This is a genomic window from Ewingella sp. S1.OA.A_B6 (genome assembly GCF_049889095.1).
GTDB lineage: Bacteria > Pseudomonadota > Gammaproteobacteria > Enterobacterales > Enterobacteriaceae > Ewingella.
In genome coordinates this window covers 310,773-322,163 of record NZ_JBLJFK010000002.1, presented here as the reverse complement: position 1 = coordinate 322,163, position 11,391 = coordinate 310,773, and the positions used below count along the sequence as shown (strand labels likewise).

The following is an 11,391-nucleotide window of genomic DNA, read 5'->3' as shown; positions in this document are numbered from 1 at the left end:
AAAAGCCTCGAACTGCCTCTATATCTAAATTACTCCGAATGCAGTCAATATCTGGAATATCTTGCGTTCCTGAACGGGGATAGTACTCAGATAATGCAAAAACCGAGTTTTCACACAGCCTGAGCGAAAAGCAGACATTCGCAGTTTTTCTACAATAGATACAGGCTTGTAACGCAGTCGCGTATTTATCAACAAAGAGCAGGTAACCTGTACAGCTGTCGCTGTGGATGAATCGTAAATATATTTTTCAGACCGCACTTAATTGTGCTTTTTTCCTGAACAAATCCCATCGCACTTATCGTGAAGATAATAAAGCAGGGATTTTAGATAGTTGGATGCTAAATTTTCAAAACCCAGCAGGTAATCTCATGATCTTAAGTGTTAATCACGTCGGTTTTTCAGTTAAAAATATTGAAGACTCATTATTTTTCTGGACTCATATTCTTGGAGGGGAGTTATTACGCGAAGGGAAAATGTCTGGACCTATTATTGATGAAGTGACAGGCGCAAGGGGAGCTGATGTACGAATGGCTTTGCTTGAACTGGCTGGAATTAAAATTGAATTACTGCAATACAATAACATTGAACAGCCAGAAGAGCCTTCAGCACCCTACATCCCAGGCTACGCTCACCTTGCGTTTATAGTCGAGGATCTTGATACGCTCTTGAGCAAAGTATCGGACTATGGCTGGAAGACGCCAGGGAAACCTCAGACAGTCTTGTCAGGACCCATGCAGGGAACCAGAGTAATATATTTACAAAGCCCCGATGGTCAGACGCTTGAGTTGATGGAACGCAGTCAATGAAGTCCACATGTTATGACCCGTTACCTTCTTATTAAAACAGTGATGTTTGCAAAGTCCGCTGTTGGCACATACCCGACTGTCAAATTGGATTTCATTCATACCATCTTCTTGGGAACCAATGATCCTTTCTGTCACAGGAGATCAAAATAGCTTAACCAAGCAAATCCCCGAGAGTCCTAAAGTTTAGCGTAATAAAAGATTTATGGCTAAAACTAGTCACACTGTTCACTTTCGTTTTATTCGTTTAAATTTCATCATCTTAGGTGGTGACTGGTTTGCTCCGAACTATCCATAACTCATCACTTAAAAGTGACCAGTTGCCAGTTCAGACCTAAAAAAACCGGCCTGAGCCGGTTTCTGTTGAGGTTTGTTTAAGTTCCGCACCTTGGCAACCAATCCGCATCGCAGTCTTCACTTAATATCAGGTTGGTTTGCATCCCCTGATTGGTCTTACGTTTCAAAAGCTCGATCTCATATTCTCTCAGCGTTTGTGGCACAGCCCGACCAAAAGCCGTCAGGTTCATCGTGCGTTGATGCCCTCGGGCTTCCATAAACGAAAGGTAGGCGTGATAGAGATACTTGCGGGGGTTAGCCGGAACAATGTTGGCGTTGCCAATATAAAGGCCGTTCGGTGTGCTGACGGCCAGCAGGTAACCGCAAAAATCTACCAACGGATCGGCACCGCGCTTTATCTCCAGTGCTTCATCGGAGTTTTGCTGTGCCTGTAACAGCTCGCGGGCATCACTGGGGACGGCAAAGCGTTGCATCAGGTGGCGAACAATGATCGCCAGTTCCTGACCTATTTTATCTATTAGTTGCGGATCCCGTTCATTGGCCGGTATCACTTCGGGGAACGTGATGATCACACGCCTGCGGGATACGCCGCCGCTGCGGTCGCTAAACTGCATCGGGTTGTTGTTCGACGCCATAATGACTGCCGGAATATGTGTGGAGTACGCATCTCGGTATTTTGGATCAATGGCTACCGCATCGCCGCCGGTGATGGCCTTGATGCCCGCGCCGTCACCGCTCCACTTTTCCTGATCTGGCAACAGGATAAATGAATATCCTACGATTGATGCCCGCTCACGGGCCGACTCCAGAGACAGGATACCGGCAGACACGGTGTTATGAATCCCTGCCAGAAAGGTGCCGATAGCGGACATGACACTTTTCCCGCTGCCGCCTGGCCCGGTGATTTCAAGGAACAACTGCCAGTCATAGCGGTTCGCCAGCACCATGAACAGGGCCGCCAAAATACGCGCTTGTTTCTCCTCACTGCCACCCGCTGCCCGCGTCAGCCAACGCCAGAAGTTTGGTGCATGATCAGCAAGGTTTTCGCCTGCATTGGGTTGGGTGAAATCGACATTGTTCACGGTGCGTAACCAGTGGGTCGGGAGGTGTGGCCCAAATTGACCGGTGACGGTATCAAACACGCCGTTGCGAAAACCAATCAGTCGTCGCGGCGGTTTACCCATTTGCGGCACCATTAATTTAAGCGTGTCGATAATGCCGCTGATCCCAGGCGCTGAAAAAGGCGCGTTGATTTTCAGAAACAAGGCGGCAATCTCTCGACTAAATACGCTGTGTGGCAATATTTTCCATGCGCCTTTCTCATAGCGGCACAGATCATCACCTACCAGTGAAACGGCGAGTTGGTAGTTATTATGCGCGATCAGTAATCCCGCTTTTTCACTGACGCTCATGGATTTCAGGTCTGCATCGCTGAGTGTCTCAAAAGGACTTTTAGCTTCAGGTTTGGCAAATGCCCTGAGCTGTTCCAGCGTTCCCGCACGACCCTCTTTGATAAATACGTCATTCCAGTCACCGGTCATAAACGGCAGAGCTGCCTTGCCAGCGGTCAGGCTGGCGGCTTCTTCCGCTTTCTTCTGGCCCGTTCCATTTTCGTCGTTATCGGCAGCCATCAGCAGCAGGGCGTCGGGATACTCATCGCGCAGGCGCTGCGCAAGGTACGGGAAATTATTGGCGCTGAGTGCGACGTATACTGTTTCGCCTGTCAGTTCATGCACGGTCAGACCGGTAGCGTAACCTTCGGTAAGCCATATAACGGCGTTCTCTTTACCTGTAAAGCGATGGCAAGCCCCTTTAACCTGACCACCGGCTAACATGCGTTTGATACCTTCTGCATTAATGAGCTGGACGTTGAGAACATTGCCGGAGAGGTCAGTCAGCGGTATCAGCAGATCATCAGCACGGTAGCTGATGCCGGCGATGCGCAATCCGTTCCCTTGCAGGGTAGTCACTTCTTTATCGGACCATGCTTTTGTCGTGAGGTAGGCATTACCCCTCTGTTTTCTTGCTGTTCTAATCAACTCTTTTGCCAGTTCAGCGGCCTTTTGACGGGCTGCCTCTTTTTCCTGAGCATTCACAGGATGCTCAACCGGCGTCAGAACGGTTTGCGCGTTGCCCAGAATAGCCGCCACTTTAACGGCGGCATTTTTTGTATTCACATCGAATGCCCTTTCTACCAGGGTCAGTCCGTCACCGGCACCACACTTATTGCAGAACCACGTACCTCTTTCTTCCTGATTATCAAAACGAAAGCGGTCTTTACCGCCACACAGCGGGCAGGGGGAGTGATCACCATTGGCGGCAACATGGATGCCCAGCAGTGGCAGAAGTTGAGGCCAACGCCCCTTTGCTGCGCTCACGGTGTTTGAAACGATCTGTTGTGTCATGTGCGCCTCCATCAGTGCAGCGTTGTATGCGGGGTTGATGCAATGTGTTGATGGCACAACTCGTCCATCATGGATTCACCGAGCATCGTCAGGCGGGGTTTCGCGACCAGAATATCCGGCTGAACCATATCGCGGAGCATGGCGCAGGCCATATCCATGCCAACCCTTGGGCCGTGCTGACCGACGTAATAATTTTCGACTTCTGCCGCGATGGCCATTTGCAGTTCATCAAGCGTGTAGCCGATTTCAAGACCATGAGAGGCGCAGGCATCGAGATAAGCCTGTGCCAGAGCGCGGCGATAAAGGGCCGTGAGTACTTCAACCGGCAGGCATGATTGTTGGGTGGTGATCATTTGCAGGTGTCCTCCGGCTGTATTCCCATTTTTGCTTCGCAGGTATCGACGACTTTGCCGAGTTGGTCAGTCAGAAGGGCTACAACAGAGGCCATCGAGGCGAGTTGATTTGTGTCAGGCTTATGACCCAGAGAGTCCTGTGTGTCCAGCATGTCGAGGAACATCACCCCGACATTGTGGGCATGTTGTAAGCGCAGAAAATCGGCATGGGGGATAGGGTAATGCGTATTCGGGAAATAATAGGAAGCGAGTCTGTTCATACGGCCTCCTGTACTGGCAAACGACCGGCAAAACACAGTACGTAATCGCGGCACAGCAGTTGGCGGGCAGAGTGTTCGTTATCTGCGGCAAAACGTAGCATACAGATACGCGCTTTAGGTTCAGCGCGGCGAACGGCAGCGAACAGAAATGTAAATTTCGGATGTAAGATCGTGAGGGATGTCGCCATGGTGGCAGCCTCCATTGAGTAATGGTTATTGCTACCACCGAAGTTTCCACGCTTATGGGTGGTAGCCCAGACGGGGGTGGAAATACCGGCCTCAATGACTACCGGCCAGCCCGAAGGCTGCCCCGCCTGAGCTACCATTGTTCGATAAACACAGCGGTCTAGAAACCATTGTGCAAATAACAGGTGCGCTAAGGCTGCGACATAAAAAAACACGCCTGGCGCGTGTTGTGTCGCCATTGAGTTGCTCGGGTTTCCACGCCCGGCTGCCGATTTAGCGACAGCCCAAAAACTATAGACCAGCGGCTTGCCAGAGAAAAGCCTTTTTTGCTGCATTAGCCTTTCTCCCTTAGCAATCGGTCAGGACGTGATCGGACTGCTGCGGATTTGATCGGAAGTGGCGAGATGTATCCCTACTTTCATCCTTAACCGTCACCGACAGCACGCCGAGAGTCTCGCTGGTAAATGCAGGTAAGTCATTTTTCACGCCGAGCGCGGCAGCAATCAGACTTTCGGCAAGGTAGATCGCTTCATCGGTTTTGAGCGCAATATTATGATGACCGACTGAGAGTGAAATCATTGTGTGACCGCCTGGGAGCGAGCTGCAATACGCTCATTCATCCATGTGTCGATTTCAGACGCCAGCCATGCGACGTTTTTACCGCCGAGGGATAACTGTGCTGGAAAAAGGTGACGACTGATTAAATCGTAAATAGTTGAACGTGACAGGCCGGTGGTATGGATGACTTCGGGCAGTCGCATAAAGCGGTCGCGGGGAAATGCTGGCGGCAGGTTTGGGTACGATGCAGGGGGCATATTTTGAGTGATAGAAAGCATGGTGCTACCTCTTTTTTGTGTCCGGCAAGATCTATTCAGTACCGGCGGTTCCGTTAAGTAGCCTCCTATTGTGAGAATATTTTTGTGTTTGGCAACAAGCCTTCTAGCGATGATTTTACGGCAAAAAAAGGATTGCATTTTTCAGATTGCGACGAATATAACTGGGTGGAATTGGGTGGCAATCATTGGCAAAGTGAACGATGGTGCACAGCACCATGCTGATTGTTAAATGAGCACTATTGATAACTATTAGTTGTCTATTTTTATTAATCAATAGATATAAACATTAGAAATAAAGGCTAGCCAAAGAAAAGATTTTCTCTGAACGGTGATCACTTGTGAATAGTCAGTGATGAGTTTTTAAATAAGTGTTCACTGGTTAATTTAATGATTTATATGGTTTTTATTTATAAGTGAATAGTAGTGAACAGTATTTTCTATAACTAAAACCGAGTCATTGATTGGGTGGGATGCCTTTGGGGTTGTTGTACCAGCCACCACCAAGCGTCATTCAATAGAAATGTTGTGCCAGCCTCCGCACAATAGATTCATCTTGAACATACCGGAGACAACCCATCATGAATCACTCACCATCCAAGGCTGTAAATAACGCCATCATTGCCTTCGATGAGGCCAAAGTTGCCCATGCCGGAAGCATGTTAAGACTGAATGACATCAGCGAAGCCATATCGCGTTGTACGAAAGAAAGGGATCAGGCGCAGGAGCAAAGTAAAGAAGCAGAAACAAACTGGCGGACTCGGTTTCGTAACCTGCGTGGAGAGATGACCGAAGATCTCAGAAACGAACACAGCCAGCGGATCAGCCAAATGGAACTGGCTAAAGAATTTGCGGATCTGATTGATGATTTGGAGCTGGACCAGAAAACGGAAATATTGTGCTGCGCAGGAACGGCAAAAAAGCTGCTTAACGCGCACAAACATGCTTTTGTTACTTATGCTGAATACCAGTGGTCACAGGCATTAAAGAATCTTAGCCCAAGTCTGGTTCGGGGGATTAAGCTAAAACTTCACGCACTGTCGATGGTGACTTCTCAAGAGGCGCAATCAGGATATTACCGGGAACCTGAAAAAGTCGTCAGTGAGCTTATCGGCAATAAATTAATCGATGTAGCAAAAGAGTGTGATTTTGATATGGAAATCGAACCGGTATTGGAGAAAATAGGTCTTTATCATCCAAGCCTGGCCGGTGTTGATATGGTGCTAATGAATAGCCCGATAAAACAACAACAACTTTACCAAGAGCTTAATGAAGTAAAAAAGCAGCGACAGCAAGCGAAATAATCATATGATGCGCTGTCCTTTGTGCCGTTCTGCGGCACATATTCGCACCAGTCGCTATATTTCAGAGCAAACGAAAGAAGCCTATTACCAATGCACCAACATCTATTGTTCCTGTGCTTTTAAAACGTTTGAGAGTATCAGCAAGATAATAGAAAGAGATGTGTCTATACGCTGAGGCGTTAATCTCTGATGGTTATGGCTGCTTCCCGTTATCCGCTTTGAGTTCATCATTAGCCGCTTCTTTGTGAGGCGGCTTTTTCATGTCGCGTCAGCAATGCTTCAGTTCTTATGACGCCTTTTCTCTGGCTAGCCGCCTTTAATGACCTGTGCATGCATAGGGCGCATGGTTTTGCATGCAGTAGACAGACGCAAAAATGACGTAAGCCCCTTGCTGTAAGGGCTTAAGGCCGTTCTCAAGCATGCATGAAAAGCGCATGGTAAAGTCAAAGCGGGCAGGCGGGTAACATTGCGCGCGTTGCCGGATAAGCTACCTTTCAAGTCAATTGATGTAAGAAAGAAAACAGAATCCTCACTTATGTAGGTTTGTATGAAAAATGCACAGAAAAAGGCGCTGCGTTAACAATTGCTGCACGTAGTAGCTTTGAGCCAATTTATTAATGCACCACTCTGAGATGCTAGTGATGTTTTAGGTGAGTTGTGAGATACGTAATGCGATTAGGACTGGCCTAACGGCCAGGGGTTGCTATAGTATTGGTTTTGTCTTTATTTGTAATATGTAGGTTAATAATGAAATTTAGTCTTTATAAGGAGTAGGATATTATGAGTCGCAAACCCGAAGTGTTAGCGGAGATAGAACTGGCTGAACTCCAAATTGCTAGTTGCTCTAAAAGGATCGAATATTTTATATCTGAGTTTACGTTAGAAATTTTAGCATTAAAAATGAAAAATCAAGAATATCTTGTGCCAGAATACCAAAGGAATTTTACTTGGGAAGAGGATAGGAAATCTAAATTTATTGAATCAATTTTAATTGGACTTCCGATTCCATTCATTTTTTTCTGGGAGGATCCAGCAACAGGTAAATTGGAAATTGTCGATGGTTCACAGAGATTAAGAACTATTAAAGACTACTTATACGATGATCTTGTTATGCAAAATGTGGAAAAAATTCCAGCTGCAAATGGTCTTAAGTTTTCCGATCTGCCAGAGTCAAGACAGCGCAAAATAAAGAATAGATCATTAAGAGGGATAGTATTAAATTCTGCCGCTGATGAGGAGTCAAGATTTGATCTTTTCGAGAGAATAAATACGGGGAGTAAGGTAGCTAATTCAGCAGAGGTTCGTCGTGGGGCATTACGCGGTGAATTCATGAGTATGATAATTTCTCTGTCAGAGAATGATCTTTTCAAAAAATTAGCACCGGTATCAAAAAAACAGCACGATCAGCGTGAAAGAGAAGAGTTGGTTTCTAGGTTTTTTGCATATGGTGATGGTCTGGAAGGTTATTCTGACGATGTGTCAAGGTTTATTTTTAAATATATTAGAAAAATGAATGAGGAGTTTACAAAAAATGAGAGACTCCGTGCAGAGTATGAACAGAGATTTCTTTCAACGATGCTTTTTATTGATAATAACTTCCCTAATGGATTCAGAAAAATAGCATCTGCAGGAACAACACCCCGTTCTAGGTATGAGGCGATATCAATCGGTACGTATCTTTATATCAAAGAACACCCTGAGTTTGCGGTGCAAAGAAATGTTAATGTTGATTGGGTTTCAAGCAAAGAGTTTAATGCTGAAGTGAGGTCAGATGGCGCGAATGCCAAGAAAAAACTAACAGGAAGAATTCAATTTGTTGCTGCAAGATATGGTCAATAAATATGGAAAATGTACGAACTACTTATGCAGATAGAGTGAAGGAAATAGATGAGTATTATCAGTTTTTATTCTTTTTAGATAAGGGGATAATGACTGGTTCTACTTTGCTTAAAATACAAAACGAAGAGATGTCAATAGATCCTATTTTGCAAAAAACACTGTTCGCTGGTGTTTATTTACACCTTTACAATTTAGTTGAATCAACAGTAACATTATTGCTGAAGGCTGTTGAGAAGGCCGTTGTTAATGAAGTTAATAATAACGGCATTGGAGTGTTACGCAATGAAATTCAGTCTCTTTGGCTAAGATATATTGCAGGAACACATGACTCACTGCCTCCAGAGAAAAGATTGGAAAAAGCCCTCAGTATATGTGGCTTTTTCTTAAACAACATGCCTTTTGATTTGGAAATACCTAAGGGTGGAGGAGGTAATTGGGATAATGAAAATATTAGAACGTTAGCCCAAAGAATGGGTGTGAACTTAAACATTCCTCGAACAATAAATACATCAATAAAACGTCCAGTTAAAGATGGGAAGGGTGTCATTCAAATTATTACGCTCACAAGAAATAAATTAGCGCATGGTGAAATATCATTTTCAGAATGTGGAGGTGAGTTGACTATATCTACTGCTAAGGAACATATTGAAGTAACCAAGAAATATCTTCTAGCTGTCATTAATTGTTTTGATGATTATTTAATTAATGCTAATTACAAAGTTACTTTATAAAATAAGGGCGCGCAGTTTTACACGCCCTCAAATTCATTGTAAGTGCTTGACTATACTCATGCCTATTACTTCCCCTAACTTAACAGGAACCGCATTCCCAATCATTTTAGCCAGAGATGCTATGTCCAGAGTTTCTCCTTTTTTAAAGAAGTGGTAATCTTTGGGGAAGGTTTGTAGTAAAGCCGCTTCTCTTAGAGAGATTGCTCTATTCTGCTCTGGATGGCCGAACCGACCATTGCCGAAACCATAGCACTGAGTAGTAATTGTCGGACTTGGCTCATCCCAACTCATTCTGCCATAGACACTGCGGAAAAATTTACCTGAATCCTTTAAATGGCAAGTTGCACGTAACTCAATAGGCCAGTCATGCCAATCCCCTCCGGGTTTAGATGCTTTTATTCTTTCTAAGTTTAAAGGACTAAGCGACGAACAACGATGTAATGAATCCTTGGAGTCGCTTTTACCAGCTTCAAGTTTAGGTAGTTTTGCTATTGCATCCTTGACGCTGACATAATTCCCTTTCTGATGAGATGGTTCTTTTAAAAATATAGGACCAAGTTTAGAGGCTAATAATACCAATCTTTTGCGAGTTTGTGGTAGTCCATAGTCAGGACAAAATACAATTTTGTATTCTACAAAATAACCATGTTTCTCAAGATTTTGTAAAAAATCTCGGAAAATGTTTTGAGCCATTAAACCTGGAACATTTTCCATAGTAACGATATCTGGTCTGCATTCATCAATGATTCTTGAGAATGAGTATAGAAGAGACCATTTATCATCTTTTTGCTTATTTTTGGTTCTGCCATAAGTTGAGAATGGTTGGCATGGCGCACATCCAGCAAGGATAGTAACATCTGCATCATCAAACAGCTTTGTTACTTCCTCACCGCTCAAGCTTGTAATGTCTTTATTAATAAAACTAGAATCATTGTTATGTTCAAAGGCAAAGCGGCATGATTCCTCAATGTCATAACCAGCTACAACATTAATGCCTGCTGTTTTTAGTCCGTGAGTAAGGCCACCTGCGCCGCAAAAAAGATCTATTGCCTTGATTTTCAAAATATTTCTCTGTAGTTGGTCAAAATCTATAGTCATTGTATCAGTTAACATATCCAACATCGACGGCAAACTCTTTGTCATTTTAACGGCCTCTAACTTGGGCACCCCACCAATCCATTAGTTCACGCCGCAACTCAATGTAAGTCGACCGATTATAAGCGCGTCGAACATCGTTCTTATCGCAATGTGCTAATGCTGCCTCAATAACATCAGCGTTAAACTCTGCTTCATTCATGGCTGTGCTGGCGATTGAACGTAAACCGTGAGCAACAAGCTTTCCCCCATACCCGATACGTTTCAACGCAGCATTTGCCGTTTGGCTGTTCATGGGCTTACGCGGGTTGTTGCGACTAGGGAAAACGTACTGACGGTTACCACTAATAGGCTGCATGATTTCCAGCAGCTCTAAAGCTTGTTCTGACAACGGGACGATATGATCGCGTTTCGCCTTCATCCGTTCTGCTGGAATACACCACTGCTTATTCTCGATATCGATCTCTGCCCAGGCTGTTGCAGAAGCTTCAGAAGGGCGTATGAGCGTCAGTAACTGCCATTCAAGCAGGCAGCGGGTAGGTATCGATAAATTGCTCATCGCGATGGTGCGCATCAGTTTAGGCAGCTCTTCGGGCCGTATGGTCGGCATATGCTCTTTCTTTGGCCGCTCAAAAGCATTACCAATACCCGAAGCCGGGTTGGCATCGAGCAAACCCACATTGACGGCATGAATCATTATCTCGTTTATGCGCTGAACTAACCGCCTGACCGTCTCTAATGCTCCGCGTGCTTTGATTGGTTCTAACACTTGAATCAGCGTGCGTGCTTTCAGCTCTTTAACGGGAATATTTTCGATACTGGGCAAGATGTCCTTTTCTATAGAACGCCAAATATCTTTCGCATGGTTTGCGCTAACGTGTTTTTCTTTCAACTCAAACCATTTACGCGCCACGTTCCCGAAAATACTTTCCTGAGCTATCTGGAGGTTCTCCGCCTCTTCTTCAGCGCTCGCTTGCGGATCTACCCCACGGACTAGCATTGCTAATTTTTCAGCACGTACTTCTCTGGCATCGGCCAAGGAGAGGGCAGGGTAAGCGCCAAGGCTGATCATAGTACGTTTTGAAGTGTTAGGAACCTGGTAGCGGAAACGCCAAATTTTCTTGCCGGTGGTTTTGACCAGCAAAAAGAGCCCATCACCGTCATGCAGGGTCAGGTCTTTATCGAGGGCTTTAGCTTTTTGTACTTCGGTATGGGTGAGGGGGCGTGTAGTCCGCGCCATGTAAGGATCTTCCCTTAATTGGTATACGTTTATTGGTATACATCT

Annotated in this window: 13 protein-coding genes; 5 read left to right on the top strand and 8 right to left on the bottom strand. The window is 45.3% G+C overall.

Translation table 11 applies throughout. The features are described 5' to 3' along the window. The first annotated feature begins 368 nt into the window (after positions 1 to 368). Positions 369 to 806 carry a VOC family protein gene (locus tag ACMV8I_RS09755; RefSeq protein ID WP_120162492.1) on the top strand — a complete coding sequence of 146 codons (438 nt, stop codon included), beginning with the start codon at positions 369 to 371 and terminating at the stop codon, positions 804 to 806. A gap of 371 nt (positions 807 to 1,177) precedes the next feature. Here ACMV8I_RS09755 and ACMV8I_RS09750 read toward each other — a convergent pair whose 3' ends face one another. From ACMV8I_RS09750 to ACMV8I_RS09725, 6 genes are read right to left on the bottom strand one after another with little or no spacing between them, the layout of a single operon-like run. Further along, a complete protein-coding gene (locus tag ACMV8I_RS09750) occupies positions 1,178 to 3,505 on the bottom strand; it encodes a primase-helicase zinc-binding domain-containing protein (RefSeq protein ID WP_498865017.1) in 2,328 nt (775 codons plus the stop codon). Between the two features lie 11 nt (positions 3,506 to 3,516). After that, complete coding sequence (locus ACMV8I_RS09745; RefSeq protein WP_498865016.1) at positions 3,517 to 3,858, bottom strand: DUF5375 family protein; 342 nt, start codon at positions 3,856 to 3,858, stop codon at positions 3,517 to 3,519. After that, positions 3,855 to 4,118, bottom strand: a complete 264-nt coding sequence (locus ACMV8I_RS09740) for a hypothetical protein (protein ID WP_498865015.1) — start codon at positions 4,116 to 4,118, stop codon at positions 3,855 to 3,857. Before ACMV8I_RS09740 ends, ACMV8I_RS09745 begins: the two co-directional genes overlap by 4 nt. Continuing rightward, positions 4,115 to 4,639, bottom strand: a complete 525-nt coding sequence (locus ACMV8I_RS09735) for a host cell division inhibitor Icd-like protein (RefSeq protein ID WP_498865014.1) — start codon at positions 4,637 to 4,639, stop codon at positions 4,115 to 4,117. The genes ACMV8I_RS09740 and ACMV8I_RS09735 overlap by 4 nt, the downstream gene beginning before the upstream one ends. A 13-nt stretch (positions 4,640 to 4,652) precedes the next feature. Then, a complete protein-coding gene (locus tag ACMV8I_RS09730; RefSeq protein ID WP_498865013.1) occupies positions 4,653 to 4,883 on the bottom strand; it encodes a hypothetical protein in 231 nt (76 codons plus the stop codon). Beyond that, positions 4,880 to 5,140 (bottom strand): helix-turn-helix transcriptional regulator, encoded by a 261-nt coding sequence (locus ACMV8I_RS09725; protein ID WP_498865012.1) that lies wholly within the window; start codon positions 5,138 to 5,140, stop codon positions 4,880 to 4,882. The genes ACMV8I_RS09730 and ACMV8I_RS09725 overlap by 4 nt, the downstream gene beginning before the upstream one ends. Before the next feature lie 578 nt (positions 5,141 to 5,718). Here ACMV8I_RS09725 and sid point away from each other — a divergent pair. The 4 genes from sid to ACMV8I_RS09705 all read left to right on the top strand — a co-directional run bounded on the left by sid (position 5,719) and on the right by ACMV8I_RS09705 (position 9,011). Further along, positions 5,719 to 6,441, top strand: coding sequence for a capsid size-determining scaffold Sid (sid, locus tag ACMV8I_RS09720; protein WP_498865011.1), 723 nt, complete (start codon positions 5,719 to 5,721; stop codon positions 6,439 to 6,441). 4 nt (positions 6,442 to 6,445) lie between these two features. After that, positions 6,446 to 6,616: an ogr/Delta-like zinc finger family protein gene (locus ACMV8I_RS09715; protein WP_498865010.1), complete on the top strand. Its 171-nt coding sequence runs from the start codon at positions 6,446 to 6,448 to the stop codon at positions 6,614 to 6,616. A gap of 605 nt (positions 6,617 to 7,221) precedes the next feature. Beyond that, positions 7,222 to 8,280 carry a DUF262 domain-containing protein gene (locus tag ACMV8I_RS09710; RefSeq protein ID WP_498865009.1) on the top strand — a complete coding sequence of 353 codons (1,059 nt, stop codon included), beginning with the start codon at positions 7,222 to 7,224 and terminating at the stop codon, positions 8,278 to 8,280. Positions 8,281 to 8,282: 2 nt separating this feature from the next. Then, positions 8,283 to 9,011, top strand: coding sequence for an MAE_28990/MAE_18760 family HEPN-like nuclease (locus tag ACMV8I_RS09705; RefSeq protein ID WP_498865008.1), 729 nt, complete (start codon positions 8,283 to 8,285; stop codon positions 9,009 to 9,011). A 33-nt stretch (positions 9,012 to 9,044) separates the two neighbouring features. On the opposite strand, the gene ACMV8I_RS09700 is transcribed toward ACMV8I_RS09705, so the two are convergent. Next, the gene (locus tag ACMV8I_RS09700; RefSeq protein ID WP_498865035.1) at positions 9,045 to 10,124 is read right to left on the bottom strand and encodes a DNA cytosine methyltransferase; all 1,080 of its coding nucleotides are present in this window, start codon (positions 10,122 to 10,124) and stop codon (positions 9,045 to 9,047) included. A gap of 31 nt (positions 10,125 to 10,155) precedes the next feature. Beyond that, entirely contained in the window at positions 10,156 to 11,346 is a 1,191-nt protein-coding gene (locus ACMV8I_RS09695; protein ID WP_498865007.1) for an integrase domain-containing protein, read from the bottom strand. Positions 11,347 to 11,391 lie beyond the last annotated feature (45 nt).

What these genes read in the sequence shown, in the direction of transcription:
- ACMV8I_RS09755 (WP_120162492.1), top strand. Translation starts at nt 369, where the DNA reads ATGATCTTAAGTGTTAATCACGTCGGTTTTTCAGTTAAAAATATTGAA.
- ACMV8I_RS09750 (WP_498865017.1), bottom strand. Translation starts at nt 3,505, where the DNA reads ATGACACAACAGATCGTTTCAAACACCGTGAGCGCAGCAAAGGGGCGT.
- ACMV8I_RS09745 (WP_498865016.1), bottom strand. Translation starts at nt 3,858, where the DNA reads ATGATCACCACCCAACAATCATGCCTGCCGGTTGAAGTACTCACGGCC.
- ACMV8I_RS09740 (WP_498865015.1), bottom strand. Translation starts at nt 4,118, where the DNA reads ATGAACAGACTCGCTTCCTATTATTTCCCGAATACGCATTACCCTATC.
- ACMV8I_RS09735 (WP_498865014.1), bottom strand. Translation starts at nt 4,639, where the DNA reads ATGCAGCAAAAAAGGCTTTTCTCTGGCAAGCCGCTGGTCTATAGTTTT.
- ACMV8I_RS09730 (WP_498865013.1), bottom strand. Translation starts at nt 4,883, where the DNA reads ATGATTTCACTCTCAGTCGGTCATCATAATATTGCGCTCAAAACCGAT.
- ACMV8I_RS09725 (WP_498865012.1), bottom strand. Translation starts at nt 5,140, where the DNA reads ATGCTTTCTATCACTCAAAATATGCCCCCTGCATCGTACCCAAACCTG.
- sid (WP_498865011.1), top strand. Translation starts at nt 5,719, where the DNA reads ATGAATCACTCACCATCCAAGGCTGTAAATAACGCCATCATTGCCTTC.
- ACMV8I_RS09715 (WP_498865010.1), top strand. Translation starts at nt 6,446, where the DNA reads ATGATGCGCTGTCCTTTGTGCCGTTCTGCGGCACATATTCGCACCAGT.
- ACMV8I_RS09710 (WP_498865009.1), top strand. Translation starts at nt 7,222, where the DNA reads ATGAGTCGCAAACCCGAAGTGTTAGCGGAGATAGAACTGGCTGAACTC.
- ACMV8I_RS09705 (WP_498865008.1), top strand. Translation starts at nt 8,283, where the DNA reads ATGGAAAATGTACGAACTACTTATGCAGATAGAGTGAAGGAAATAGAT.
- ACMV8I_RS09700 (WP_498865035.1), bottom strand. Translation starts at nt 10,124, where the DNA reads ATGTTAACTGATACAATGACTATAGATTTTGACCAACTACAGAGAAAT.
- ACMV8I_RS09695 (WP_498865007.1), bottom strand. Translation starts at nt 11,346, where the DNA reads ATGGCGCGGACTACACGCCCCCTCACCCATACCGAAGTACAAAAAGCT.